The sequence below is a fragment of the Stenotrophomonas sp. Pemsol genome (assembly GCF_003586545.1).
In the GTDB taxonomy this organism is placed as follows: Bacteria; Pseudomonadota; Gammaproteobacteria; order Xanthomonadales; family Xanthomonadaceae; genus Stenotrophomonas; species Stenotrophomonas sepilia.
On the sequence record NZ_CP025780.1, the window covers coordinates 1382642 to 1406963 of the forward strand.

The 24322-nt window shown below is 67.4% G+C and carries 25 protein-coding genes and 1 other RNA gene; 13 read left to right on the forward strand and 13 right to left on the reverse strand.

All coding sequences use genetic code 11. From position 1 onward, the window contains the following. The first annotated feature begins 109 nt into the window (after nucleotides 1–109). Complete coding sequence (locus PEM_RS06455; protein ID WP_111128294.1) at nucleotides 110–622, forward strand: hypothetical protein; 513 nt, start codon at nucleotides 110–112, stop codon at nucleotides 620–622. A 3-nt stretch (nucleotides 623–625) separates the two neighbouring features. Here PEM_RS06455 and PEM_RS06460 read toward each other — a convergent pair whose 3' ends face one another. Beyond that, nucleotides 626–1831: an integrase arm-type DNA-binding domain-containing protein gene (locus PEM_RS06460; protein WP_111128292.1), complete on the reverse strand. Its 1206-nt coding sequence runs from the start codon at nucleotides 1829–1831 to the stop codon at nucleotides 626–628. Between the two features lie 165 nt (nucleotides 1832–1996). Beyond that, nucleotides 1997–2350: a transfer-messenger RNA gene (gene ssrA, locus PEM_RS06465) on the reverse strand. Between the two features lie 220 nt (nucleotides 2351–2570). Here ssrA and PEM_RS06470 point away from each other — a divergent pair. Further along, nucleotides 2571–3143, forward strand: coding sequence for a hypothetical protein (locus PEM_RS06470; protein ID WP_065179671.1), 573 nt, complete (start codon nucleotides 2571–2573; stop codon nucleotides 3141–3143). Nucleotides 3144–3171: 28 nt separating this feature from the next. Here the strand turns inward: PEM_RS06470 and PEM_RS06475 are convergent, their stop codons facing one another. Together PEM_RS06475 and smpB are read right to left on the reverse strand one after the other, a co-directional pair. After that, complete coding sequence (locus PEM_RS06475) at nucleotides 3172–3603, reverse strand: GNAT family N-acetyltransferase (RefSeq protein WP_095377359.1); 432 nt, start codon at nucleotides 3601–3603, stop codon at nucleotides 3172–3174. After that, nucleotides 3600–4103, reverse strand: a complete 504-nt coding sequence (gene smpB / locus PEM_RS06480) for an SsrA-binding protein SmpB (protein ID WP_005416174.1) — start codon at nucleotides 4101–4103, stop codon at nucleotides 3600–3602. The genes PEM_RS06475 and smpB overlap by 4 nt, the downstream gene beginning before the upstream one ends. A 57-nt stretch (nucleotides 4104–4160) precedes the next feature. Between smpB and PEM_RS06485 the strand changes: the two genes are divergently transcribed. Next, nucleotides 4161–4586: a type II toxin-antitoxin system RatA family toxin gene (locus PEM_RS06485; protein WP_005416175.1), complete on the forward strand. Its 426-nt coding sequence runs from the start codon at nucleotides 4161–4163 to the stop codon at nucleotides 4584–4586. Between the two features lie 3 nt (nucleotides 4587–4589). Then, complete coding sequence (locus PEM_RS06490) at nucleotides 4590–4847, forward strand: RnfH family protein (protein WP_005416176.1); 258 nt, start codon at nucleotides 4590–4592, stop codon at nucleotides 4845–4847. A gap of 34 nt (nucleotides 4848–4881) precedes the next feature. Here PEM_RS06490 and bamE read toward each other — a convergent pair whose 3' ends face one another. Further along, nucleotides 4882–5274, reverse strand: coding sequence for an outer membrane protein assembly factor BamE (bamE, locus tag PEM_RS06495; RefSeq protein ID WP_005409234.1), 393 nt, complete (start codon nucleotides 5272–5274; stop codon nucleotides 4882–4884). Between the two features lie 103 nt (nucleotides 5275–5377). Between bamE and fur the strand changes: the two genes are divergently transcribed. Then, nucleotides 5378–5785, forward strand: a complete 408-nt coding sequence (gene fur / locus PEM_RS06500) for a ferric iron uptake transcriptional regulator (protein ID WP_005409235.1) — start codon at nucleotides 5378–5380, stop codon at nucleotides 5783–5785. Nucleotides 5786–5848: 63 nt separating this feature from the next. On the opposite strand, the gene PEM_RS06505 is transcribed toward fur, so the two are convergent. Next, complete coding sequence (locus tag PEM_RS06505) at nucleotides 5849–7105, reverse strand: SGNH/GDSL hydrolase family protein (RefSeq protein WP_111128291.1); 1257 nt, start codon at nucleotides 7103–7105, stop codon at nucleotides 5849–5851. A 97-nt stretch (nucleotides 7106–7202) separates the two neighbouring features. Here PEM_RS06505 and PEM_RS06510 point away from each other — a divergent pair, with 97 nt between their 5' ends. Then, nucleotides 7203–8120, forward strand: a complete 918-nt coding sequence (locus tag PEM_RS06510) for a LysR family transcriptional regulator (protein WP_065185194.1) — start codon at nucleotides 7203–7205, stop codon at nucleotides 8118–8120. A gap of 134 nt (nucleotides 8121–8254) precedes the next feature. On the opposite strand, the gene recN is transcribed toward PEM_RS06510, so the two are convergent. Then, nucleotides 8255–9916, reverse strand: a complete 1662-nt coding sequence (gene recN / locus PEM_RS06515) for a DNA repair protein RecN (RefSeq protein ID WP_111128289.1) — start codon at nucleotides 9914–9916, stop codon at nucleotides 8255–8257. A gap of 115 nt (nucleotides 9917–10031) precedes the next feature. Here recN and hrcA point away from each other — a divergent pair, with 115 nt between their 5' ends. The 4 genes from hrcA (at nucleotide 10032) to dnaJ (ending at nucleotide 15057) form a co-directional block, all read left to right on the forward strand. Next, nucleotides 10032–11096, forward strand: a complete 1065-nt coding sequence (hrcA, locus tag PEM_RS06520; protein WP_005416180.1) for a heat-inducible transcriptional repressor HrcA — start codon at nucleotides 10032–10034, stop codon at nucleotides 11094–11096. Between the two features lie 63 nt (nucleotides 11097–11159). After that, nucleotides 11160–11675, forward strand: a complete 516-nt coding sequence (grpE, locus tag PEM_RS06525) for a nucleotide exchange factor GrpE (protein WP_005416181.1) — start codon at nucleotides 11160–11162, stop codon at nucleotides 11673–11675. Nucleotides 11676–11855: 180 nt separating this feature from the next. Continuing rightward, nucleotides 11856–13778 carry a molecular chaperone DnaK gene (gene dnaK, locus PEM_RS06530; RefSeq protein WP_111128288.1) on the forward strand — a complete coding sequence of 641 codons (1923 nt, stop codon included), beginning with the start codon at nucleotides 11856–11858 and terminating at the stop codon, nucleotides 13776–13778. A 154-nt stretch (nucleotides 13779–13932) separates the two neighbouring features. Then, nucleotides 13933–15057: a molecular chaperone DnaJ gene (dnaJ, locus tag PEM_RS06535; protein ID WP_100477941.1), complete on the forward strand. Its 1125-nt coding sequence runs from the start codon at nucleotides 13933–13935 to the stop codon at nucleotides 15055–15057. Between the two features lie 122 nt (nucleotides 15058–15179). Here dnaJ and PEM_RS06540 read toward each other — a convergent pair whose 3' ends face one another. Continuing rightward, nucleotides 15180–15977: a helix-turn-helix transcriptional regulator gene (locus tag PEM_RS06540; RefSeq protein WP_049416914.1), complete on the reverse strand. Its 798-nt coding sequence runs from the start codon at nucleotides 15975–15977 to the stop codon at nucleotides 15180–15182. A gap of 72 nt (nucleotides 15978–16049) precedes the next feature. Here PEM_RS06540 and PEM_RS06545 point away from each other — a divergent pair, with 72 nt between their 5' ends. The 3 genes from PEM_RS06545 to PEM_RS06555 all read left to right on the forward strand — a co-directional run bounded on the left by PEM_RS06545 (nucleotide 16050) and on the right by PEM_RS06555 (nucleotide 19835). After that, the gene (locus tag PEM_RS06545; RefSeq protein WP_005416188.1) at nucleotides 16050–17249 is read left to right on the forward strand and encodes an MFS transporter; all 1200 of its coding nucleotides are present in this window, start codon (nucleotides 16050–16052) and stop codon (nucleotides 17247–17249) included. 556 nt (nucleotides 17250–17805) lie between these two features. After that, nucleotides 17806–18714, forward strand: a complete 909-nt coding sequence (gene pdxY / locus PEM_RS06550; RefSeq protein WP_111129534.1) for a pyridoxal kinase — start codon at nucleotides 17806–17808, stop codon at nucleotides 18712–18714. After that, nucleotides 18711–19835, forward strand: coding sequence for a prephenate dehydrogenase (locus PEM_RS06555; RefSeq protein WP_111129536.1), 1125 nt, complete (start codon nucleotides 18711–18713; stop codon nucleotides 19833–19835). The genes pdxY and PEM_RS06555 overlap by 4 nt, the downstream gene beginning before the upstream one ends. Before the next feature lie 259 nt (nucleotides 19836–20094). Here the strand turns inward: PEM_RS06555 and PEM_RS06560 are convergent, their stop codons facing one another. The 5 genes from PEM_RS06560 to PEM_RS06580 form a co-directional block, all read right to left on the reverse strand. After that, entirely contained in the window at nucleotides 20095–20289 is a 195-nt protein-coding gene (locus PEM_RS06560; RefSeq protein ID WP_005416191.1) for a hypothetical protein, read from the reverse strand. Between the two features lie 70 nt (nucleotides 20290–20359). Beyond that, nucleotides 20360–22132, reverse strand: coding sequence for an ABC transporter transmembrane domain-containing protein (locus PEM_RS06565; RefSeq protein ID WP_005416192.1), 1773 nt, complete (start codon nucleotides 22130–22132; stop codon nucleotides 20360–20362). After that, on the reverse strand, nucleotides 22125–22721 hold the full coding sequence (locus tag PEM_RS06570) for a YigZ family protein (RefSeq protein ID WP_111129538.1): 597 nt from the start codon (nucleotides 22719–22721) through the stop codon (nucleotides 22125–22127). The genes PEM_RS06565 and PEM_RS06570 overlap by 8 nt, the downstream gene beginning before the upstream one ends. Nucleotides 22722–22761: 40 nt before the next feature. After that, the gene (locus PEM_RS06575; protein ID WP_005416194.1) at nucleotides 22762–23757 is read right to left on the reverse strand and encodes a hypothetical protein; all 996 of its coding nucleotides are present in this window, start codon (nucleotides 23755–23757) and stop codon (nucleotides 22762–22764) included. Next, nucleotides 23754–24272 carry an RNA polymerase sigma factor gene (locus tag PEM_RS06580; RefSeq protein WP_229298213.1) on the reverse strand — a complete coding sequence of 173 codons (519 nt, stop codon included), beginning with the start codon at nucleotides 24270–24272 and terminating at the stop codon, nucleotides 23754–23756. The genes PEM_RS06575 and PEM_RS06580 overlap by 4 nt, the downstream gene beginning before the upstream one ends. Nucleotides 24273–24322: the final 50 nt, after the last annotated feature.

Below are 24322 nucleotides of genomic sequence, written 5' to 3' on the forward strand. Positions count from 1 at the left end.
TCTAGCCGCGAGGGATCGTTCGTTCATTCATCTGTTCAGCTTGGCGCTTGGATGAGGTACCAGTCCGGCTATCGCAGGATCTGCGACAGTCGGTCGTATCTTTCCTGCCATGCTTCCCGCGCACGGCTACCAAGGCTTCCGCACCGCCCCGATCCCCTCTGGCTGGGTCCAGACCGGCGAGCGCTGGGCGCTCTGGTACAACGGTCGCGAGACGGCCAGCGTCACGCCCGACGGTGGTCCCGGGGTCCGGCTGTGGATGGAAGGCCAGAAGATGTGGCAGGTGAAGGAAGTACGCGCGGCCAACGTCCGGCAGGCGAAGCGGTACGCCGAGCGCTGGTGTGCGGCCAGGCTCTATCCCGATCTGCCCCTGCGCCAGGCAGTCGCCCGGCTGACCGACAGCACCCCGACCCAGCCGCCGCCGCCACTGCCCGGCCTGCCGCCGACCCGCGAGCAGCAGCAACAGGCCTGGCGCCTGGCCGAGGCTGGGGCGAAGGAGGTAGAGCGGATCAAGGCGGCGCTTGAACCGCGCAAGCCGCCAGCGGAGACGAAACCCCGAGCGAGGGACGTCCGCACCAAGGCGTGGGTGAGGGCAGGGCTGCAGCAGATGCGGCGGGGCGTGTAGGCCTCATCCTGCCCGCAGCTTCACCACGTTGCCGTCGCGCAGACCATCGAGGTAATCCGCCCAGACCTGCATCATCCGCACGCGCTCCTGCAGGTGCGATGTGCGGTTGTAGGCCCGGCCGTTGGGATCCTTCACCGCGTGAGCAAGCTGGTGCTCGATGATGTCCGGGCGGAAGTGCAGGACCTCGTCCAGAATGGTGCGAGCCGTCGCGCGGAAGCCGTGGCCGGTCATCATCGTGCGGTCGTAACCCATGTTGCGCAGCGCTGCGGTAACGGCGTTCTCTGACATCGGGCGTTTGGAATCGCGGGCGCCAGAGAACACCCACTTGTGCCGGCCGGTGATCGGCTTGATGTCCTCCAGGATCTGCAGCGCCTGCCTGGACAGCGGCACCAAATGTGCGGCACGCATCTTCATCTTGCTGGCAGGGATGGTCCACACGGCCGCGTCGAGGTCGAATTCCTCCCATTCCGCATGTCGCAGTTCGCCAGGACGCAGGAACACCAGCGGCGCCAGTCGCAGCGCCGCGCGGGTGATGGCAGATCCGCTGTATGCCTCGATGGAGCGCAGCAGGCCACCCAGCTGCCCGGGGTCAGTAATCGCCGCATGGTGGGCCTCCTTAGGCGGCGCGAGCGCTCCTTTCAGGTCGGCAACCGGGTTTCGCTCGGCGCGGCCAGTGGCCACGGCGTAGCGCATGATCTGGCCGCAGTTCTGCATGATCCGGTGCGCGGATTCGATCGCGCCGCGTTCCTCAATGCGCCGGGCCACCCGGAGGAAGTCCGGTGCGGTGAGGTCGGCCACAGAGCGTGACCCGATCCAAGGGAACACATCGTTCTTCATCCAGGCTTCGACCTTCTCCGCATAGCTGGGCACCCATGGGCGTGTGGCCAGCCACTCATTAGCGATGGTCTCGAAGCTGTCCGAGCCAAGGGCGGAGTGGGCGAGGGCAGCGGCCTTCTTCTGCGCGCCAGGGTCGACGCCTCGGGCCAGCAGTCGGCGGGCTTCGTCGCGGGCCTCGCGGGCGCGCGCCAAGGAGACATCCGGGTACAGGCCGATCGACAGCAGCTTCTCCTTGCCGGCGATGCGGTACTTCCAGCGCCAGCTGCGTGCGCCGGTCGGGGTGAGGTAGAGGTACAGGCCGCCACCGTCGGTGATCTTCTGCGGCTTGTCGCTGGGCTTGGCGCGCCTGATGGCTGCGTCGGTCAGAGGCATTGGGGGTATCGCTTCAGTGGGTGCGGTCGGATACCCCTTGATATACCCCCACCGTCTCGTGGATTGAAACGGATTGCCCCGGTCTGCGGCGGACAATAAAAAAGCCCGGAAACCCTTGTGATGCGGGGGTTTCCGGGCTTCTCCGGTCCTTGACGAACCGTTCGTTGGTGGAGGTGGGCGGAATTGAACCGCCGTCCGAAGGCACTCCATCCCCAGCACTACATGCTTAGCTCACCGTTGGATCTCGTCCCCGAACAGCACGGTGCGCAAAGCGCATCCGGGAACCAGCCTGTTGTGTTCTAGTGCCGGACTGACAGGCAGCCGTCCAGCGCGATTCCATGATAGTGACTCTACACCGCGAGCATGGACACAAGCGGTTTCGAGGCTTAGGCCTTAAGCGGCCAGAGCGTAGTTGTCGTCGTTGGCAACTAGAGTTTTGCAGCTGGATTTACGAGGAAAGCTACCCCCTCGGCATGCGCCAGGCGACTTCACAACCCCCGTCGAAACCAATGCACCCCCGGTTTCTTCAAGTTCTGCAAGGTACAAGGCCCGTTTCGTGTCGCCACGCTCAGTGCCTGCCCAACGCTGGCAATGCTACGCCAAAACAGCTGAACAGTCACCTTGGCAATCCGCAACAAGTTGTAGAGCCTCCGTCATAGCGGATTGGTAACGTCATGGGCACGAATTTGCGACACACTGGCGGCGACCATCCGGGCCAGGACAAACACGGAGACTGTGGGTGACCGAGGCAAGCCAACAACGCAGCCTGCGACAGCTGGTCGGACCCGTCGGGGCCGACTACCAGCGACGGGCATTGCCCCCTGGCTGGGTCTGGGCCGTGCTGGGCGCGCTGCTGGCGGCCACCTGCCTGACCGAACTGCCGGCCACCGCGGCCGCGGCACTGGTCGCCAGTGCGGTGGTGGTGCACTGGTCGCAGCGCGGTCGCATCCATTGGCTGGGCTGGCGCCTGCCGGGCCTGGCGGTGTTGGCGGCCCTGCTGTGGGGGCCGGAAGTGCTGTCGCAGTGGTTCGAGCACGGGCTGGCCGTGGTCCTGATGTCGCTGGCCAGCCTCAGCATCGGCGTGCATGTGTGGCAGTCGCGGCAGATGGCGCAGCAGCTCCAGGGCGCGGCCGATTCGATGGATGACGCCCAGTTGCTGGCCCTGCTGCCGGCCGACGCAGCCCAGCTGGCGCAGCGGTGGCGCGCCGGCGATGACCGGCATGCGCCCGAACTGGCGGTGGTGATGCATCTGGCCGTGATGCACGCGGCGCTGGCACCGCGCATGCGCGGGCAGGGCGTGCTGGCGGGGTGACCGGCAGGCAACTCCAGCGCCGACACGACTACGACCCCGACAACGTCTTGCGCAGGTAGATCCGCTCGTGACCGGGTGGGCAATCGGGCAGTCGCCCATACACGGTGTAGCCCTGCCGCAGATAGAAGGCTTCGGCCTGCCAGTCGAAGGTATCCAGCATCACGTTGCGGGCGCCAAGCTGGCGCGCGGCGGCTTCTGCTTCCGCCAGCAGGCGCTGGCCGATGCCTTGCCCGCGCAGTTCCGGATCCACCCACAGCACATGTACCTGCAGCCAGCCGGCACAGACGTCGGCCAGCACGCCGCCGCGCAGCCTGCCGTGCTCGTCATGCCAGGCCAGGCGGACTGGGGTCTCATCGAACGCATCGCCGCCGTGGGCCTGGTTGAAGGCCAGCAGGCGCGCGCACAACGTGCGCGTTTCATCGGCGCTGGCAGTCGCCATGGCGCCGATGGGAGTGATCATGCGTCGCGGTTGCCGCGACGCATCACGCGCTGCTTCTCGATCGCCCAGTCGCGGTCCTTGGCGGCATCGCGCTTGTCGTGGGTCTGCTTGCCCTTGGCCAGCGCGACTTCGAGCTTGATCTTGTTCTTGCTCCAGTACATCGCAGTGGGCACGATCGTGTAGCCATCGCGCTCGACCTTGCCGATCAGCTTGTCGATCTCGTTCCGGTGCAGCAGCAGCTTGCGCTCGCGCCGGTCATTGGCCACCACGTGGGTGGAGGCCTGGATCAACGGGGTGATCTGTGCACCGATCAGGTAGATCTCGCCGCGCTTCACATAGGCGTAGGCATCGATGATGTTGCCACGGCCTGCGCGGATCGACTTGACCTCCCAGCCCTGCAGGGCGAGGCCGGCCTCGAAGCGCTCTTCGATGTGGTATTCGTGGCGGGCACGCTTGTTCAACGCGATGGTTTTGTTGGCCGTCGCGCTCTTTGCTTTATCCTTGCCGCTGTTCTTGCTCATTTCCGTATTGTCTCCGATTCGGGCCCGCCCGGTCGATTGCCGAAACGTCCTGTATTCATGCCTACTATCCGCCGCAGCGCCCTGGTCGAACATTCGGCCGCGCGCATGTTCGACCTGGTCAACGACGTCCAGGCCTATCCGCGCCGTTTCCGCTGGTGCTCTGCTGCCCAGATCGTTGAGGAGGGCGAGGACCGCCTGGTGGCGCGACTGGACCTGGGCCTGGGCTCGTTCAGCACATGGTTCCAGACCGAGAACACCCTGCAGCGCCCGCACAGCATTGATATGCAGCTGCGCGATGGCCCGTTCAAGCAGCTGCACGGCCGCTGGGAATTCCATGCGCTGGCCGAGGATGCCTGCAAGGTCACCCTGACCCTGGAGTTCGAACCCAGCTCGCGCCTGCTCGGTCCGGCGCTGGCGATCGGCTTCCAGGGGCTGGCCGATCGCATGGTCAACGATTTCGTCCGCGTCGCCGACGAGGGCTGAGCGATGATCGAGGTCGAGGTGGTGCTGGCCTGGCCGCAGCGGGTGCTGTCGCGCCGCTTGCAGCTGGAAGAAGGTGCGACCGTGGCCGACGCCATTGCCGCCGCCGCGCTGGAAGGCAGTGCCGATTGCCCCGCCGTCGCCGTGCATGGTGTGCTGGCTCGCCCGCAGCAGGCACTGCTGGAAGGTGATCGCATCGAGTTGCTGCGCCCGTTGCTGGCCGACCCCAAGGACAACCGCCGGCGTCGCGCACTCGGCGGTTGATTCCGGCAGCCGTATCTGCGGACGGGCAGGGGGCTCAGCGGCCCTTCTTCTTCTTGTCCTTCGGCAGGTTGCGGCCGAACTGGCGCACGGTCTGCTGGGCCAGGGCCTTGTCGTTGCCCGGGAAGTAATCGCCTTCCCAGCGGGTCACGGTGTCATTCTCGAAGAACACCACGAAGTTCTTCACTTCGGTACGACCCAGGCGGTTCACGCGCTGGCTGGAGGTGTAGTCCCAACGCTGGGCGTGGAACGGGTCGGGAATGGACGGGGTGCCCAGCAGCGCGGTGACCTGCTGCTTGCTCTGCCCGACCTGCAGCTTGGCCACGGCATCTTCCCGGATCAGGTTGCCCTGATAGATGGGTTGCTTGTAGATGATGCCGCACCCGGTGGTGGACAGGGCGACGGCGGCGACCAACAGGAGATTGCGCATCGGGACTGGCGGTTGGGGAAATCAAACCGATGATACACTCCCGGCGTGCCACCGCGACCCAATCCGAGGCAGCTGGCGCTAAATCGCCAATGAACGGAGACCTATGGAAACCCACGACCTGCGTAAAGTCGGCCTGAAGGTGACCCATCCGCGGATGCGGATCCTGGCGCTGCTCGAGCAGCGCAATGCCCAGCACCACATGACCGCCGAAGACATCTACCGCCAGCTGCTGGAGCACGGCGACGAGATCGGCCTGGCCACGGTGTACCGGGTGCTGACCCAGTTCGAGGCCGCCGGCCTCGTGCTCAAGCACAATTTCGAGGGCGGCCAGGCGGTCTACGAACTGGACCGTGGCGGCCACCACGACCACATGGTCGACGTGGACAGTGGCAAGATCATCGAGTTCGAAAGCCACGAGATCGAGGAACTGCAGCGCAAGATCGCCGCAGACCATGGCTACGAGCTGGAAGAGCACTCGCTGGTGCTGTACGTGCGCAAGAAGCGCAAGTAATCCGTTCCGGCCAGCTGGATGCGACGAAACCCCGGGCCTGCCCGGGGTTTTTCGTTGATGGGGTCAGAGCCCTTTCCGTTCAGGTAAGGGATCCGACCCCTTGCGGCCCAGCAGGATCTCCAGGTCCACCGCCTCAGCCATGGCCCGGTTGCCGGCATCACCCGGGTGGAGGTGGTCGCCGGAGTCGTAGGCCACGGCCATCCGTGAGGGATCGGCCGGGTCGCGCAGCGCCGCGTCCAGGTCGATCACCGCGTCGAACGGGCTGTCCGTGCGCAGCCAGACATTGAGCTGGCGGCGCAGGGTGTCCTTGTCCGGATGGTAGTAGTCGTCCAGCGGCGTGCCGGGCAGGGCGCCAGCGAACGGTGGCAAGGTAGCGCCCACGATCCGCACACCTCGGCGGCGGGCCTGTTCTGCCAGCGCGCGATACCCCGCCTGCAGCTCGCTCAGCGTGGGCCGGGCCTGGTTGCGGGCGAATGCGGTACCTGGCCAGCTGATGTCATTGATGCCGATCAGCACGATCACACTGGATACCGCAGGCTGGTCCAGCGCGTCGCGCCGGAAGCGGACCAGGGCGGATTCACCCATGCCGTCGCGCAGCAGCCGCCCCCCGGAAATGCCGGCGTTCACCACGGCTATGCCCCGCGCTGCCAGGCGCGCGGCCAGATGATCGGTCCAGCGCTGGTCCTGGTCGAGGCTGGCGGTGGCACCGTCGGTGATCGAATCCCCGATCACCACTACGCTGCGCGCGTCGGCGTCGGCCTCGACGTCAATTCCGGTCAGCAGCAGGCGGGCGGTGGTGCTGCTAGCTGCGCTCAGGGCCTGGGCCCGGCTCTGGTCGCCGGGGGCGATCCAACTGGTCTGGCGGCCTTCCCAATGGAACGTCTGAACGGTTGCCGGCCCCGGCACAAAGACGCTGACCTGCAATGCCTGGCGGTCATCCGTGGCCAGCGGGAGCGGATCGCTCAGCTGTTCCTGACCGGGCCGGATCAACACCCCGGGCTGGCCGCCGAAGCTGAGCGGTTGCGGGATGGCGCCCGCGCGTGCGGCCACGCTGGCCGCCCCGATCCGCAGCGGCCGGGTGCCGTAGGCATTGCTCAGCCGCACCCGCAGCCGCGGGCCGCCCAGGCTGACACGCACCGTCTGGCGGAAGGTCTGGTCCTGCAGCGTGGCCGGGAGCAGGGTCGGGAACAGGAAATCCGCGTTCCAGACCGGCTGCGGGCTGGCCTGCCAGCTGGCGACCCAGTGCGGGGCGGATGCGGCACTGGCGGCGCCGGACATGGCGAGCAGGGCGGTGGTGGTGAGCTGGCTCAAGCGGTTCATCGGGCAGTCCCGAGTGGAGGGACCGCCATGGTGATTCCGTGCTTATCTGTGAACTAGACTGCGCACGGACAATCATCTGTGAACTGGATTCATCGCCATGGCGCGACCCGACATCAACCGATCCGGCGAGCTGGAAGTGTTCGTGCGGGTGATCGAGACCGGTGGCTTTTCCGCTGCGGCCCGCACGCTGGACATGACCCCGTCGGCGGTGAGCAAGCTGGTGGCGCGGCTGGAGCAACGGCTGGGCACGCGCCTGCTGCAACGCTCCACCCGCCAGCTGCAGCTGACCCCGGAAGGCTGCGCGTTCTACGAGCGTGGCCTGCGCGTGCTGGCCGACCTGGACGAGGCCGAGCGTTGTGCCAGCGCCCATGCCGAGCCGCGCGGGCGGCTACGGGTCAACTCCAACGTGCCGTTTGGCCGCCATTTCCTGTTGCCGCTGCTGCCGGCGTTTCTTGAGCGTAACCCGCAGGTGGGCGTGGACCTGACCCTCAACGACGAGGTGATCGACCTGCTGGAGCAGCGCACCGATGTGGCAGTGCGGGCCGGGCCGCTGAAGAGCTCCAGTCTGGTGGCGCGACGGCTGGGCGCGACGCGGATGATGATCGTGGCTGCACCGGCCTACGCGCAGCGGCACGGGCTGCCACGCACTGCCGAGGAGCTGCAGTCGCACAACCGGCTGGACATCGGCCATGCCCGTGCGATGCAGGGGTGGCCGTTGCTGCAGGAGGGGCGCGAGCGGATGCTGCTGCCCAGTGGCAATGCCCGCGCCAGCAACGGCGATGCGCTGCGCCAGCTGGTGCTGGGCGGGCTGGGCATGGCGCGGCTGGCGGCATTCCAGGTGCAGGAGGACATTGCTGCCGGGCGCTTGCTGCCGGTGCTGGAAGAGGCCAATCCCGGTGACCTGGAAGAGGTGCACGCGGTGTTCCTCGGGCAGGGCGGTTACCTGCCGCTGCGAGTGCGCGCGTTCCTCGATTTCCTGGTGGAGAACGTGGATCTGGCGCGGCCGTTGGGGTGATACGGGTAGTGCCGGCCGCTGGCCGGCAACCTCACGATCATCGTCCACCGGTGTTGGGTTGCCGGCCAGCGGCCGGCACTACCGTGCGGGTGGGTTGTAGATCCACGCCATGCGTGGATAACCGTGAACAGGCCTCAGGCCTGCAGCAGCTTGCGGGCGGCGGCGCGCGCTTCCTTGCTCACTTCCACGCCGCCGAGCATGCGCGCCAGCTCTTCCTCGCGCGCCTTGTTGTCCAGCTTTTCCACTGCGCTCTGGGTCATGCCTTCCACCGGGGCCTTGCTGACCCGGTAATGGGCGTGGCCCTTGGAGGCGACCTGCGGCAGGTGGGTCACGCACAGCACCTGGCGCTTCTCGCCGAGCGCGCGCAGCTTCTGGCCGACGATGTCAGCCACCGCGCCGCCGATGCCGGAGTCGACCTCGTCAAACACCATGGTCGGCACCGCATCCAAGTCCAGCGCGGCCACTTCGATGGCCAGCGAAATACGTGACAGTTCACCGCCCGAGGCCACCTTGCGCAGGGCGCGCGGCGGTTGGCCGGCGTTGGCCGCCACCAGGAACTCGACGCGCTCGGCACCCTGCGGGTCGGGCTTGCCGCTGTCCTGTGGCTCCAGTTCGATCAGGAACTGGCCGCCGCCCATGCCGAGCTCGGCGATGATGCCGGTGGTGGTGGCCGACAGTTCGGCAGCAGCGCTGCTGCGGCTGGCGGTCAGCACTTCAGCCTGTACGCGCCAGGCGGCGGCGGCCTTGTCGATCTCGCCGGCCAGGCGCTGCAGGCGCTCGTCGGCGCCACGCAGCTGCTCCACTTCGGCATGCATGCGCTCGCGCTGCGCGCCCAGTTCGTCCATCGGCACGCGGTGCTTGCGGGCCAGGTCGTGCAGGCGGCCGAGGCGGCGCTCGTTCTCCTCGAACTGTTCCGGGTCGGCATCCAGATCGTCGTGCACGCGATCAAGCAGCGACAGGGCTTCGTGCAGCTGGATCGAGGCGTTCTCGATCAGGCCGTCCACTTCGCCCAGGCGCGGGTCGTGCTCGATCAGGCGCGACAGCTCGTGGCGCACCTGCTGCAGCAGGTCCAGCGCAGAGCTGCCGTCATCGCCGTTGAGCTGGTTGCTGGCTGCCTGGCAGGCGCTCAGCAGGGCGCTGGCGTGGGCCTGGCGACGGTGGCTGGCGCCAAGCGCGGCAATCGATTCCGGCTCAAGGTCCTCGCGGTCCAGTTCGCGCAGCTGGTGCTCCAGGAAGCCGATCCGGTCACTGACGTCGCCCTGTTGCGACAACGCCAGCGATTCATCGACCAGTGCCTGCCAGGCCGCGGCGGCGTGGCGCACCTGGCGGCGCTCGTTCTCGTTGCCGGCATAGGCATCCAGCAGGGCCAGCTGCGACGGGCGCGCCAGCAGCGCCTGTTGTTCATGCTGGCCGTGGATCTCCACCAGCAGCGAGGCCAGGTCGCCCAGCTGTGCCAGTGTCACCGGGCGGCCATTGATCCAGGCCCGCGAGCCGCCGTCGGCGCGGATCACGCGGCGCAGCTGGCATTGGTCCTCGTCGTCCAGCTCGTTGTCGGCCAGCCACTGGCGGGCGGCCTGCAGCTGCTCCAGCGCGAACTCGGCGGAAAGCTCGGCGCGTGCGGCACCATGGCGGACCACGCCGCTGTCAGCGCGCAGGCCGGACAGGAAGCCCAGTGCGTCGACCATCAGCGACTTGCCGGCGCCAGTCTCGCCTGAAACCACGGTCATGCCTGGCCCGAACTCCAGTTCGGTGGCGCGGACGACGGCGAAATCCTTGATCGAAAGATGTCTGAGCATGGGTAAGGGGGTGTCAGCAGCCGCGCAACGCTAGCACGCGGGCGCGGGAGGTCCAATGACTTGCCAAGGCGATGCGCCGCCATTATCTAGTGTCCGTGTCTCACAGGTTGATTCCATGCACGGTTCTCCCGACCAGCTTGCCCCGCGTGCGCGCCACCTGCTGCGCACGCTGATCGCGCGATATATCCAGGACGGCGAGCCGGTCGGCTCGCAGACGCTGGCGCGCGTGGCCGGCCTGGAGGTCAGCCCGGCCACCATCCGCAACATCCTGGGCGACCTGGAGGATCTGGGCCTGCTGGCCTCGCCACATACGTCGGCCGGCCGCGTCCCGACCGCGCATGGCTACCGGGTGTTCGTCGACAGCCTGCTGCAGATGCAGCCGCCGGGCGAGGGCGAGCTGGCCCGGTTGCGCCAGGAACTGGCCGGTGGCGGCAGCACCCAGGCCCTGCTCGGCAGCGCCTCGGAGCTGCTGTCGGCGATGAGCCACTTCGTCGGCGTGGTCAGCGCACCGCGGCGCGAGCAGTTCGCCTTCCGCCAGATCGATTTCGTGGCGCTGGATGGGCGCCGGGTGCTGGCGATCCTGGTATTTGCCGACAACGAGGTGCAGAACCGGGTGATCGAGACCCGGCAGGAGTTTGCGCCAGGCCAGCTGGAGCAGGTCGCCAACTACCTCAATGCGCATTTCGCCGGCCTGCCGATGGCCGAGATCCGTACCCGACTGCTGCTGGAGCTGCGCGACGCCCGGTCCGAACTGGAGCAGTTGCTGGCCCACAGCATCGAACTGGCCGAGCAGGCCCTGCAGCCGGCGGCCGACGACATGCTGGTGGCCGGGCAGACCCGCTTAATGGGCGTGCAGGACCTGTCCGACCTGGAGCGCCTGCGCGAACTGTTCGAGCTGTTCTCCAGCAAGCGCGAGATCCTGCAGCTGCTGGAGCGGACCATCCAGGCGCCGGGGGTGCGCATCTTCATCGGCGAAGAGACCGGAATGATGCCGCTGCAGGGCGTCTCGCTGGTCACCGCCCCGTATACCGCCAATGGCCAGGTGCTGGGCGTGCTGGGCGTGATCGGTCCCAAGCGGATGGCCTACGACCGGGTGATCCCGCTGGTCCAGGCCACCGCCGATGTGCTTGGCGCGGCCTTTTCACCGGCCGGACGCACGCCGGGAACATCCGACGCTTGAAACGCAGCATCCCGCCCACACTAGGGTGGGTGGAGGCGGAGAGTGACCGCCAGGGACCCAGACATGAACCACGAACATCCAGATATCGAATCCCAGCAGAGTGCCGCCGATGCGGCTGCCACCGCCGGCGTCAACGACGAAGTCGAGCGCCTGCGCGCCGAAGTCGAGCAGGTCAAGGCCGATGCGCTGCGTGAGCGCGCCGACCTGGAAAACCAGCGCAAGCGTGTTGCCCGTGACATCGAGCAGGCCCGCAAGTTCGCCAACGAGAAGCTGCTGGGCGAGCTGCTGCCGGTGTTCGACAGCCTGGATGCCGGCCTGAAGGCCGCTGGCGACGACCCGCACCCGCTGCGCGAAGGCCTGGAGCTGACCTACAAGCAGCTGCTGAAGGTCGCCGCCGACAACGGCCTGGCGCTGCTGGATCCGATCGGCCAGCCGTTCAACCCGGAACACCACCAGGCCATCAGCCAAGTGCCGACCCCGGGCGCTGCCCCGGGCAGCGTGGTGACCGTGTTCCAGAAGGGCTACCTGCTTAACGAGCGTCTGCTGCGGCCGGCGCTGGTGGTGGTGGCCGCCGACTGATCCGGCAGGGCCGGGCGGCGGACAGACCCGTCACCCGACCCGACGCTGAACGCGCCGGATCGTCGGAAACACAGCGTTCGGGAGGTGGCTTGAATGTTCCACGGGCCTCCCCCACATCGTATTCATCCACCGGCCGAACGGCCGGACTGACCCCAACAAGCATCCTCAGGAGTCTCCCCCATGGGCAAGATCATTGGTATCGACCTCGGCACCACCAACTCGTGCGTGGCGATCATGGACGGCGGCAAGGCCCGCGTCATCGAGAATTCGGAAGGCGATCGCACCACCCCGTCGATCGTCGCCTACACCAAGGACGGCGAAGTCCTGGTCGGTGCCTCGGCCAAGCGCCAGGCCGTGACCAACCCGAAGAACACCTTCTACGCGGTGAAGCGCCTGATCGGCCGCAAGTTCACCGATGGCGAGGTGCAGAAGGACATCGCCCACGTCCCGTACAGCATCCTGGCCCATGACAATGGCGATGCCTGGGTCGCCACCAGCGACGGCAAGAAGATGGCCCCGCAGGAAATCTCGGCCAAGGTGCTGGAGAAGATGAAGAAGACCGCCGAGGACTTCCTCGGTGAGAAGGTCACCGAAGCGGTCATTACCGTGCCGGCCTACTTCAACGACAGCCAGCGCCAGGCGACCAAGGACGCCGGGCGCATCGCCGGCCTGGACGTCAAGCGCATCATCAACGAGCCGACCGCGGCTGCGCTGGCCTACGGCCTGGACAAGGGCGACAACAAGGATCGCAAGATCGTGGTGTACGACCTGGGCGGCGGCACCTTCGACGTCTCGGTGATCGAGATCGCCAACGTCGACGGCGAGAAGCAGTTCGAAGTGCTGGCCACCAACGGCGACACCTTCCTGGGTGGCGAAGACTTCGACAACCGCGTCATCGAGTACCTGGTTGAAGAATTCAACAAGGACCAGGGCATCGACCTGCGCAAGGATCCGCTGGCCCTGCAGCGCCTGAAGGACGCTGCCGAGCGCGCCAAGATCGAGCTGTCCAGCGCCCAGCAGACCGAAGTGAACCTGCCGTACGTCACCGCTGACGCGTCGGGTCCGAAGCACCTGAACATCAAGCTGACCCGCGCCAAGCTGGAAGCACTGGTGGACGACCTGATCAAGAAGTCGATCGAGCCGTGCCGCGTCGCCCTGAACGATGCCAGCCTGCGTTCGAGCGACATCAGCGAAGTGATCCTGGTCGGCGGCCAGACCCGCATGCCGAAGGTGCAGCAGGCGGTGACCGAGTTCTTCGGCAAGGAACCGCGCAAGGACGTCAACCCGGACGAAGCCGTGGCACTGGGTGCAGCGATCCAGGGCGGCGTGCTGGGCGGCGACGTCAAGGACGTGCTGCTGCTGGACGTGACCCCGCTGTCGCTGGGTATCGAAACCATGGGTGGCGTGTTCACCAAGATCATCGAGAAGAACACCACCATCCCGACCAAGGCCTCGCAGGTGTTCTCCACCGCCGAGGACAACCAGTCGGCCGTGACCGTGCACGTGCTGCAGGGTGAGCGCGAACAGGCCCGCTTCAACAAGTCGCTGGCCAAGTTCGACCTGTCCGGCATCGAGCCGGCCCCGCGCGGCCTGCCGCAGGTGGAAGTGTCCTTCGACATCGACGCCAACGGCATCCTGCACGTGTCGGCCAAGGACAAGAAGACCAACAAGGAACAGAAGGTCGAGATCAAGGCCGGTTCGGGCCTGTCCGAGGAGGAGATCGCGCGCATGGTCGCCGACGCGGAAGCCAACCGCGAAGAAGACAAGAAGTTCCAGGAACTGGTGCAGGCCCGCAACCAGGCCGACGCCCTGATCCACGGCACCCGCAGCGCCATCACCGAGCACGGCAGCAAGGTCGGCGGCGATGTCATCGGCAAGGTCGAGGCGGCGCTGGCTGACCTGGAAACCGCGATGAAGGGCGACGACAAGGCACAGATCGAAGCCAAGTCGAAGGCACTGGAAGAAGCTGGCCAGTCGCTGTTCGCCGCTGCTTCGGCCGACCAGGGCGGTGCCCCGGGTGCCGACGCCGGTAATGTCGGCAAGGCGCAGGATGACGTGGTCGACGCTGAGTTCACCGAAGTCAAGGACGACAAGAAGTCCTGATCCGGACCGACGCGGGACGCTGGCCACCAGCGTCCCGTTGTCGCATCAGGGTCCTGACCGCCCACCGGCGTGTCGGGGCGCCCGACGCAAGAGCGGACCTGGTTCCGCTCTTCCGCTTTGACGAATCCCGACTTTCCGGAACCCGATTCACGATATGAGCAAGCGCGATTACTACGAAGTGCTGGGCGTTGCCCGCACCGCCACCGACGACGAGCTGAAGAAGGCCTACCGTCGCTGCGCGATGAAGTTCCATCCGGACCGCAACCCGGGTGATGCGGCGGCCGAAGCCTCCTTCAAGGAGTGCAAGGAAGCCTACGAAGTGCTGTCCGACGGCAACAAGCGCCGCATGTACGACAGCCACGGCCACGCCGCGTTCGAGCATGGCATGGGCGGCGGCGGCCCGGGCGGCCCGGACATGAACGATATCTTCGGCGATATCTTCGGCAACATCTTTGGCGGTGGCGGCGGTGGTCCGCGCCAGGCCCGTCGCGGCGCCGACATCGGCTACGTGATGGAGCTGGATCTGGAAGAGGCCGTGCGCGGCGTCGAGCGCCGCATCGAGATTCCGACCCTGGCCGAGTGCGGCGACTGCGATGGCAGTGGCTCCGAGGACGGCAAGGTCGAGACCTGCAACGTGTGCCATGGCCGCGGCCAGGTGCGCATCCAGCGCGGCATCTTCGCCATGCAGCAGGCCTGCCACAACTGCGGCGGCCGTGGCCAGATCATCGCCAAGCCCTGCAAGACCTGCCACGGCAACGGCCGCGTCGAGGAAGACAAGGTGCTGTCGGTGAAGGTGCCGGCGGGCGTCGATACCGGCGACCGCATCCGCCTGCAGGGCGAGGGCGAGGCCGGCCCGGCCGGCACGCCGCCGGGTGATCTGTACGTGGAAGTGCGCGTGCGCGAGCATGCCATCTTCCAGCGCGATGGCGATGATCTGCACTGCGAAGTGCCGATCCGCATCTCGCAGGCGGCGCTGGGCGACACCGTGCGCGTGGCCACCCTCGGCGGCGAAGCGGAGATCCGCATCCCGGCCGAGACCCAGACCGGCAAGCTGTTCCGCCTGCGCGGCAAGGGCGTGCGTTCGGTGCGCAGCCGCAGCGAAGGCGACCTGTACTGCCGCGTGGTGGTGGAGACGCCGGTGAACCTCACCAACGAGCAGCGCAAGCTGCTGGAACAGTTCGAAGCCACCTTCGTCGGCGAGGAAGCGCGCAAGCATTCGCCGAAATCGGCCACTTTCATCGACGGCGTGAAGGGCTTCTGGGACCGGATGACGTCCTGAGTTCTTCAACGGAAGCGTTGAGCGGAAGCGCCGGGCCATGCCCGGCGTTCTCGTTTGCGATCTGCGATGGTTTCCGCCGGGCATGCGCCGCGATGGTGGATCCACGCCATGCGTGGACGGCGTTACCGGAAAAACGCCGCAGGTGTCTGCCCCAGCTGGCGCTTGAACATGCTGGTGAACGCGCTGGGGCTGTCGTAGCCCGTCGCCAGCGCGACATCGATGACCTTGTCGCCGATCGCCAACCGCTCCATCGCGGCCAGCAGCCTTGCCTGCTGCCGCCACTGCCCGAAGGTCATGCCCAGCTCGGTGGCGAAGCGCCGCTGGATGGTTTTCACGTCCACCTCCAGCGCCTGCGCCCAGTCCTGCAGCGTGGCGTCATCGCCGGGGTGCTTCTGCAGGTGCTGGCAGATCCGCTGCAGGCGCGGGTCGCTTGGCGCAGGCAGGTGCAACGGCAGCACGTCCATGCGGTGCAGCTCGTCCAGCAGCAGGCGGACCACGCGGCCATCGCGGCTGTCCTCGATGTGCTCGCCCTTGACCAGCGTGGCGGCCTGCAGCAGCTCGCGCAGCAGGGGCGAGACCTGCACCGCGAACGGCTCGGCTGGCAGGTGCAAGGCGAACGACGGATCGATGTACAGGCTGCGCATGTGCACGGCGGCGATGCAGTCCACCGCGTGCACCATGCCGGCCGGCATCCAGATCGCGCGGTTCGATGGGACCACCCAGCGCCCGACTTCCGACCGCACCACCATCAGGCCGGAGATGGCGTAGACCAGCTGGTGGCGCTGGTGCTTGTGACCAGGGATGTGGGTACCTACCGGGTACTGGGTGACCCGATAGGTGACCGGGCGATGCAGTGGAACCTCCCGCCAGGGCGCGGCCGGATCGACGTCACTGGCGATGTCCTTTTTGCGATAGGGCATGACCTGAACGCGGCAGAAGGGAGAGAGGGGCAACCGTAGCATGCGTGGCTCGCCCCCAACCTGACTGCGTCCATGTCCACCCTGGCTTCTCCCGCAACGACCTCACGCCCGGCGGCCCCCGGCGTGCTGGCCGCCATTTCCACCTCGCACGTCGTCAACGACATGATGCAGTCGCTGATCCTGGCCATCTATCCGGTGATCAAGGGCGGCTTCAATCTCAGCTTCACCCAGATCGGCCTGATCACGCTGACCTACCAGCTCACTGCGTCGATCTTCCAGCCGTTGATCGGTGTAGCCACCGACCGCCGCCCGGCACCGTATTCGCTACCGATCGGCATGGCCTCGACCTTGTGCGGCATGCTGCTGCTCGGCTTCGCGCCGAACTACGCGATGGTGCTGCTGGCAGCGGCAATGGTCGGCATCGGCTCGGCGATCTTCCATCCGGAGGCCTCGCGCATCGCGCGGCTCGCCTCGGGCGGCCGTCATGGCTTCGCACAGTCGGTGTTCCAGGTTGGGGGCAATTTCGGTACCGCGTTGGGCCCGCTGATTGCGGCGGCAGTGATCGTGCCGTACGGCCAGCATGCCGCGTCGTGGTTCGCAGGCGCGGCCCTGATCGGCATCGCATTGCTGACCTATGTTGGCCGCTGGTACGCGTTGCATCTGGGCACGCCGCGCCCGGCCAGTACCGCCTCGATGGCGCCGCGCCATCCACCACGCACGGTGGCCAAGGTGCTGGCGATCCTGCTGGTGCTGATCTTCAGCAAGTACTTCTACATGGCCAGCATCGGCAGCTACTTCACCTTCTACCTGATCCACCATTTCGGCATTCCGGTGGCGCAGGCGCAGCTGCACCTGTTCGCGTTCCTGGTGGCGTCCGCCGCTGGCGGCTTCCTCGGCGGCCCGTTGGGTGACCGGATCGGCCGCAAGCCGATCATCTGGACCTCGATCCTCGGCGTGGCGCCGTTCGCGCTGATGCTGCCGCATGCCGACCTGTTGTGGACGACGGTGCTGGCGGTGCTGATCGGCTTCGTGCTGTCTTCGGCGTTCTCGGCGATCGTGGTCTATGCGCAGGAGATGATGCCGCACCGCATCGGCATGGTGTCCGGCCTGTTCTTCGGTTTCGCGTTCGGTATGGGCGGGCTGGGTGCCGCCGTGCTCGGCCTGCTGGCGGACAGAACCAGCATCGAGTACGTCTACCAGCTGACCGCGTTCCTGCCGTTGCTGGGCATCGTGGCGGCGTGGTTGCCGCCGTCGCGGCCTGCTGCTCACTGAGGGGGTTTGGTTTGCAGGGCTTGCAGCCCTGCACCCGCAGAGGCAACGGCAACAGCCGAAGCGCGCTATCCGTGGATTGGCGGGGTGGGTCCGGTCGCGGGGGACGCCGTAAACCCATCCCTGAGGGCTTGGCCGCGGCATCCATGCCGCGGACACCCCTGCAACCGGACCCACCCCGCCTTCGACAGTTTTCCGTGATCTGCCGGAACGGCGTACTGCTCTGGTAGGTGTCGACGTTGGTCGACACGGTAGATCCATGCCATGCGTGGATGAATTCATTCGATGTCTGACAGATGTGTCGACCAAGGTCGACACCTACCAACAGACATCCGGAATCTGTCAAAGGCGGGGCGGTGTGGGTGGGCAGGACCGTTGGCGCCATGGATGGCGCCATCGAGCCCCCATGGATGGGTTTACGGCGTGTCCTGACCACCCACACCGCCCCGCCACCCCACGGATAGCTCGCTTTTGCCGTTGCCGTTGCCGTTGCTTGCAGCTTCGGCAGGTGCAGGGCTGCAAGCCCTGCCGAACACTCCACCGGGCGTAGAATGCGGCCATGAGCGAATCCCTTGATAACCACCTGGTCCACGGCCGCCGCCAGCGGCCGGATGGCCCGTCGCCGATCGATGTCATCTCGGTCCAGTCGCAACTTGTCTACGGCCACGCCGGCAACAGCGCCGCCGTACCGCCGATGCGCGCGCTGGGCGTGCGCGTGGCGGAAATCCCGACCGTGCTGCTGAGCAATGCGCCTTTCTACGACACCACGCGTGGCCGCGTGCTGCCCGCTGACTGGTTCGCCGACCTGCTGCTGGGCAGCCAAGAGCGTGGCCTGCCACAACGGGCGAAGATGCTGGTCTCCGGCTACTTCGGCAGCACCGCCAACGGCGCCGCCTTCGCCGACTGGCTGGACGGGATCCTGCCGGCCTGCCCGCAGCTGCGCTATTGCCTGGACCCGGTGATTGGCGACACGCACACCGGCCCCTACGTGGAACCCGGGCTGGAAGCGATCTTCGCCGAGCGCCTGTTGCCGCATGCGTGGCTGGTGACGCCGAACGCTTTCGAACTGAATCGCCTGACCGGCATGTCGGCGCTGGCCGAGGCCGATGCCATCGCCGCCGCGCGCACGCTGCTGGATCGCGGCCCGCATTGGGTGATCGCGCACAGCGTGGGCGGCACCCCGGGTGAACTGGTGACCCTGGCCGTCGGCCGCGAGGAAACCTGGCGCTGGACCTCGCCGCTGCTGCCGGTGGACGTGGCGGGTACCGGCGATGTGCTGATGTCGCTGGTGGTGTCGTTCCTGCTGCGCGGCGAATCGATGCAGCAGGCGATTTCGCGTGCGATTGCCGGGACCCATGCGGCGCTGGAGGCGACCCTGGACAACGGCTTCGAGGAATTCGACGTGGTCGCCGCCGCGCCGGCGGCGCTGGCCGAAGGCACGCGCTTCCGCGCCGAACGCGTTGCATGAGCGGCCTGGACCCACGCACGCCGCGCACGGTCGGCATCATCGGCAGCGCTGGCGCCTACGGGCGCTGGCTGACCCGCTTCTTCCAGCAGCACCTGCAGTTGCAGGTGATCGGCCACGATCCGGCCGCCCCAGGTTCGCACACGCCGGAACACCTGCTGGCGCAGGCTGATGTGCTGGTGTTCTCGGCACCGATCCGGCACACCCCGGCGTTGATCGCCGAGTACGTGCGGCAATCGGCGGGCCGCGAGCAGGGCAGGCTGTGGCTGGATGTGACCTCGGTAAAGGAGGCGCCGGTGCAGGCGATGCTGGCGTCGCGGGCCGAAGTGGTCGGCCTGCACCCTATGACCGCGCCGCCGAAGGCGCCGACCCTGAAGGGCAGAGTGATGGTGGTCTGCGAAGCGCGGCTGCAGCTCTGGCAGGCGTGGGTCGATGCGCTGTGCGCCGCGCTGCAGGCCGAGTGCGTGCGGGCCACGCCGCAGCACCACGACCAGATGATGGCGCTGGTGCAGGCGATGGTGCATGCCACCCATCTGGCCCAGGCCGGCGTGTTGCGCCAGTACCAGCCGCAGCTGGGCGATCTGGCTGCGATGATGCCGTACCGTTCGGCATCGTTCGAGCTGGATACGGCGATCATTTCGCGCATCCTGTCGCTCAACCCGGCGATCTACGAAGACATCCAGTTCGGCAACCCGTACGTGGCGCCGATGCTGGAGCGGCTGGTGGGCCAGCTGCAGGCATTGCAGGCGCAGGTCGTGCAGGGTGACGACGGTGCACGTGGTGCATTCCGCGAGCAACTGCTGTCGGCCAATCGCACTGCCTTCGGCGAGCAGGCGCTGGCGGACGGCAACTACACGTTCGAACGCGTGGGCTATCTGCTGGCTGACCTGACCGAGCGCAACGCGCTGTCAGTACACCTGCCGGAAGATCGGCCCGGCTCGCTGCGCGAGCTGCTGAACGTGTTCGAGCAGCATCGCATCAGCCTGGCCTCGATCCATTCCTCACGTACGCCTGGTGGCGAAGTGCACTTCCGCATCGGGTTCATTGCCGGCAGTGATCCGGCAGCGATCACCCGGGCGGCCGCGGAAGTGGACGCCAGCGGCATCGGGCGGGTGCTCGGCTGACCACATTCATCCACAGGCGGTGTGGATGGATCCTGAGCAAACGTGTGGATAACCTCGCTCAGCCCTTGCAGGCAAAGGCTGTCAAGATGCCTGGCGAAAAATTGGCCACGCTTTTCTGTAGGGTCGAACCATGCTCGGGCGCTTTTGGCCAAAAGCGTGTCGATCAAGGTCGAAACCTGCCAGAGCGGAGGATGGAGATCCGGTAGCGCGAGCGCGGAGCAGCACGAATGCGGTAGCGCCGGGCCGTGCCCGGCGAACCTCAAATCGTCAACCGCAGTTCACCACCACTGGTGGTGAACTCGCGCCCATTGCGCACCAGCTGGCGCCCGTCATCCAGCTCATAGCGCGGCGTGGCTTCGGAGTGGTGCCCGCTGCCGTTCGCCTCGGGCTTGAATTCGATGATGATGTGGCTTTCGCCATTACTGTCGACGGCGGGGAACTGACGGAACGACATCGCGTACCTCCTTCAGCGGATGCTGCGGGTGCGGGGCCAGCTTGGTCTTGCCGATGTTAGCCGGCCGTCATCAATCGATGAACTGCAGTCGTGCCAGTTCAGCGTACAGTCCGCCTTCGGCCAGCAGCTGCGCATGGGTACCTTCGGCGACGATACGGCCCTGGTCCATCACCACGATGCGGTCGGCCTTGAGCACGGTGGCCAGGCGGTGGGCGATGACCAGCGTGGTGCGACCGGCCATCAGCCGCTCAAGTGCCTGCTGCACGCCATGCTCGCTCTGCGCATCCAGTGCGCTGGTGGCCTCATCGAGCAGCAGGATCGGCGCATCCTTCAGCAACGCGCGGGCGATCGCCACGCGCTGCTGCTGGCCACCGGACAGGCGTGCGCCGCGCTCGCCCAGTTCACTGTCGTAGCCTTGCGGCAATGCCCGCAGGAAGCCATCGGCCTCTGCTGCACGTGCGGCGCCCTCGACCTCGGCGTCGCTGGCCTGCAGCCTGCCGTAGCGGATGTTGTCGCGTGCACTGGCTGCGAACAGCGTCGGCTGCTGCGGTACCAGTGCCAGCTGCGCGCGCAGCTCGGCCGGATCGACCTGGCGCACGTCGATGCCATCCACGCAGATGCGGCCGCTGGCCGGATCGTGGAAGCGCAGCAGCATCGACAGCACCGTGCTCTTGCCTGCGCCCGACGGGCCGACCAGGGCCACGGTCTCACCCGGGCGGACATGCAGGTTGAAGTGGTCCAGCGCGGCCTGGTCCGGGCGCTGCGGGTAGTGGAAAACCACGTCGTCGAACTGGATTTCGCCGCGTAGCGGTTGCGGCAGTGCGTGCGGCTGCGCCGGCGCACGGATCTCGATGTCTTCCTGCAGCAGCTCGCCGATACGGCCCATGCCACCGGCCGCACGCTGCAGCTCGTTCCACACTTCGGCCAGGGCGCCCACCGAGCCGCCGCCGATCAGCGCGTACAACACGAACTGGCCCAGCGTGCCGGCACTGAGGCGGCCGTCGATGACATCGTGCGCGCCCAGCCACAGCACGCCAACGATGGCGCCAAACACCAACAGGATGGCACTGGCGGTAACCAGCGATTGCGCACCGATGCGCCGGCGTGCGGCACCGATGGCATCGCCCAGCGCCTTGTCAAAGCGCCCGCGCTCATAGGGCTCGCGCGCATGCGCCTGCACCGTGCGCACGGCGCCCAGCGTCTCGCTGGCCAGGCTGTTGGCATCGGCGATGCGGTCCTGGCTGCTGCGCGCAACCGTACGCAGCTTGCGCGCGCCGACGATGATCGGCAGCACCGCCAGCGGGATGCCGAGCAGTGACCACGCGGCCAGCCGCGGGCTGGTGACGAACAGCATCGCCAGGCTGCCGACCACGGTTACGCTGCTGCGCAGGGCGACCGACATGGTCGAGCCGACCACGCTGCGCAGCAGTTCGCTGTCGGCGGTCAGGCGCGAGACCAGTTCGCCGCTGCGGCTGCGGTCGTGGAAACCGGCGCCGAGCTGGATCAGGTGTGCATACAGGCGGCTGCGCAGGTCGGCGACGACCTTCTCGCCCAGCAGCGACACGAAGAAGAACCGTGCGGCCGTCGCCAGTGCCAGCACCACCGCCACCAGCATCAGCAGGGCGAAGGCACGGTTGATCTGGCCACCGCTGGTGAAGCCGTGGTCGATCATCTGCTTCACGGCGGGGGGCAGGCTCAGCGTGGCGGCCGAAGAGACCGCCAGGGCAAGCAGCCAGGCGGTGAACAACCCGCTGTGGCGGCGCACGAACGGCCACAACGTCCGCAGGCTGCCAAGGCGGCGCAGCGGCGGGGTCGAGGCAGGGGCGTCGTCCTTGTCAGTCATCCTGGTTGTCGTCTTGTATGCGGATACGGTCACGGGTGGCGTCGCGCAGGCGGATTTTCAATGCATCGACCTGATCGGCCGGCAATTCGGCCCGCAGGCACACGCCGTTGGCATCGAACTGTTCATCGAGTTTCCCGGCGCCGAAGGCGGGCAGGGTGGCGTGCAGGATGCCCAGGTCCTCGAAGCCGGCCAGCAGCTGCAGCCGGGCCATCGCCACCAGGGGCAGGCGGGGGGCGGTGCGCAGGCACTCGGCGGCAGCGCCACCGTAGGCGCGCACCAGTCCACCGGCGCCCAGCTTGATGCCGCCGAACCAGCGCGTCACCACCACCATCACACGGTCGAAACCCTGGCCATCGATTGCCGCCAGGATCGGTCGTCCGGCCGTTCCAGCGGGCTCCCCATCATCGCTGGAGCGGTAGTCCTGGCCGTACCGGTAGGCCCAGCAGTTGTGGGTCGCGTCGGCTGCTGCAACCTGCTGCAGGATCGCCATGGCCGCTGCGGCGCTGTCGATCGGCGCAGCATGGGCGATGAAACGACTGTGTTTGACTTCCAGCGTGTGGCTGACAGGCTGGTCGAGGGTATCGAGCATTCCCGTCATTCTACGGGGTCGCCGGAGGTCACGTTCTGCTTCAGTCGTCCAGCAACGGGCGCAGGTCGCGCGGCAGGCGGGCTTCCGGATACTGCTGCACGTAGCGCTCCAGGCTGGCGCGGGCCAGATCGCGCTGGCCGTCGTCGCGTCGCGCGCGGATCTTCTGCAGCCACTGCCGGCGCGGCAGTCGCGCGTCGGCGTCCACCTCGGCCTGCACGGCATCCGCGCTCAGGCCCGCGTCGCTGCCGCGGCGCATGATGCCCGGTGCGGAACGGCTGGGCGCCTCACGCTTCATCGAGGTGATCTCCACCCGATCCAGCGCCTGCGTCCGCTCCGCCTCGGCGGCATTGGTTGCCGGTGCCGCGGCCGTGCGTGCGTTCATTGCCCCGGACGCTGCTGGCGCGAATGCCGGTGCGGGTGCGGGTGCCGAGTAGGCGGCCGGTGCAGGTGGCGCTGGCGGCGCTGCAGCCGGAGCGGGCGGGAGCGCCGCAAAGGAGGTGTCGGCGGCCGCATCCGCGGCCATGGACCGTGCAGCCTGGGCCGGCGCTTCAGCGGTCTTGGCCGGCGCAGGCTTGTGCGCACGCGCGATGGCCGGTGCCGGGGCAGCGGAAACAGGTGCGGACTCGGGTGCTGCCGGAGCAGCGGCTGGTTCCGCAACCGCCACTGCGCTGTCGGCTGAACCACTTCCAGCGGCCTGATCGGCAGCCGCGACGTCTTCTGCCGCAGCCGGTGCTGCGGCAACAGCAGTCTCGCCCGCCGGAACCGGTGGCGGTTCAGGACGCAGCTGCCAGGCGATGCCGATGGCGAACACCATCGAAGCGGCGATGCCGAACACCGCTGGCCAACGCGGGCCTGTGCGCTGCTTGCGCGGCGCCTCGGGAGAGGCAACAACATCGGTACCCGGAGCGTCAACCGCGGCACGTGCCGCGGCCAGGATGGCGGCGTCCAGTGCGGCCGGTGGTGCCTGCTCGGCGCGACGGCCGAGCAGCCGGGCCAGCTCGCGTTCTTCCGGCGTCAGCGGTTCGTCTCGGTTCATGCGTTCAATCCCGCACGCAGCTTGTCCATCGCATAGCGCAGCCGCGATTTCACGGTTTCCCGGCCTACGCCGGTGATCTGGCCGATCTCCTCCAGGCTCAGTTCCTGATCCAGCCGCAGTTGCAGCACTTCGCGCTGCTCCGGCGGCAATTGCTCCATCGCCAGCTGGATGCGGCGACGTTGTTCGAATTCGGAAAGTTCGGCTTCCGGGGTCTGCCCGTCCTCGATCGCGGCCAGGCGCAGGTCGGCGTCGGCCGGTGCGGCAGGGCGATGGCGGGCGGCGCGCCAATGGTCGTTCAGGCGGTTGTGGGCGATGCGGAACAGCCAGGTGCTGAACGCTGCTTCGGGCTGCCACCCGGCACGGGCGCTGATCACCCGCTGCCAGACGTCCTGGAAGATCTCCTCGGCCAGCGCGTTGTCGCGCAGTTGGCGCAGCAGGAAACCGAACAGTCGCTTGCGATGGCGCGCATACAGGCTTTCGAACGCGCGCAGGTCGCCGCCGGCCCAGGCCAGCATCAAGGCTTCATCGGTTGGCAGTGCGCTGGCTTCCACGGCGTACAGGGTAA

Coding starts and splice junctions, on each gene's coding strand:
- PEM_RS06455 (WP_111128294.1), top strand. CDS start 110: ATGCTTCCCGCGCACGGCTACCAAGGCTTCCGCACCGCCCCGATCCCC.
- PEM_RS06460 (WP_111128292.1), bottom strand. CDS start 1,831: ATGCCTCTGACCGACGCAGCCATCAGGCGCGCCAAGCCCAGCGACAAG.
- PEM_RS06475 (WP_095377359.1), bottom strand. CDS start 3,603: ATGATCACTCCCATCGGCGCCATGGCGACTGCCAGCGCCGATGAAACG.
- smpB (WP_005416174.1), bottom strand. CDS start 4,103: ATGAGCAAGAACAGCGGCAAGGATAAAGCAAAGAGCGCGACGGCCAAC.
- PEM_RS06485 (WP_005416175.1), top strand. CDS start 4,161: ATGCCTACTATCCGCCGCAGCGCCCTGGTCGAACATTCGGCCGCGCGC.
- PEM_RS06490 (WP_005416176.1), top strand. CDS start 4,590: ATGATCGAGGTCGAGGTGGTGCTGGCCTGGCCGCAGCGGGTGCTGTCG.
- bamE (WP_005409234.1), bottom strand. CDS start 5,274: ATGCGCAATCTCCTGTTGGTCGCCGCCGTCGCCCTGTCCACCACCGGG.
- fur (WP_005409235.1), top strand. CDS start 5,378: ATGGAAACCCACGACCTGCGTAAAGTCGGCCTGAAGGTGACCCATCCG.
- PEM_RS06505 (WP_111128291.1), bottom strand. CDS start 7,105: ATGAACCGCTTGAGCCAGCTCACCACCACCGCCCTGCTCGCCATGTCC.
- PEM_RS06510 (WP_065185194.1), top strand. CDS start 7,203: ATGGCGCGACCCGACATCAACCGATCCGGCGAGCTGGAAGTGTTCGTG.
- recN (WP_111128289.1), bottom strand. CDS start 9,916: ATGCTCAGACATCTTTCGATCAAGGATTTCGCCGTCGTCCGCGCCACC.
- hrcA (WP_005416180.1), top strand. CDS start 10,032: ATGCACGGTTCTCCCGACCAGCTTGCCCCGCGTGCGCGCCACCTGCTG.
- grpE (WP_005416181.1), top strand. CDS start 11,160: ATGAACCACGAACATCCAGATATCGAATCCCAGCAGAGTGCCGCCGAT.
- dnaK (WP_111128288.1), top strand. CDS start 11,856: ATGGGCAAGATCATTGGTATCGACCTCGGCACCACCAACTCGTGCGTG.
- dnaJ (WP_100477941.1), top strand. CDS start 13,933: ATGAGCAAGCGCGATTACTACGAAGTGCTGGGCGTTGCCCGCACCGCC.
- PEM_RS06540 (WP_049416914.1), bottom strand. CDS start 15,977: ATGCCCTATCGCAAAAAGGACATCGCCAGTGACGTCGATCCGGCCGCG.
- PEM_RS06545 (WP_005416188.1), top strand. CDS start 16,050: ATGTCCACCCTGGCTTCTCCCGCAACGACCTCACGCCCGGCGGCCCCC.
- pdxY (WP_111129534.1), top strand. CDS start 17,806: ATGAGCGAATCCCTTGATAACCACCTGGTCCACGGCCGCCGCCAGCGG.
- PEM_RS06555 (WP_111129536.1), top strand. CDS start 18,711: ATGAGCGGCCTGGACCCACGCACGCCGCGCACGGTCGGCATCATCGGC.
- PEM_RS06560 (WP_005416191.1), bottom strand. CDS start 20,289: ATGTCGTTCCGTCAGTTCCCCGCCGTCGACAGTAATGGCGAAAGCCAC.
- PEM_RS06565 (WP_005416192.1), bottom strand. CDS start 22,132: ATGACTGACAAGGACGACGCCCCTGCCTCGACCCCGCCGCTGCGCCGC.
- PEM_RS06570 (WP_111129538.1), bottom strand. CDS start 22,721: ATGCTCGATACCCTCGACCAGCCTGTCAGCCACACGCTGGAAGTCAAA.
- PEM_RS06575 (WP_005416194.1), bottom strand. CDS start 23,757: ATGAACCGAGACGAACCGCTGACGCCGGAAGAACGCGAGCTGGCCCGG.
- PEM_RS06580 (WP_229298213.1), bottom strand. CDS start 24,272: ATGCTGGCCTGGGCCGGCGGCGACCTGCGCGCGTTCGAAAGCCTGTAT.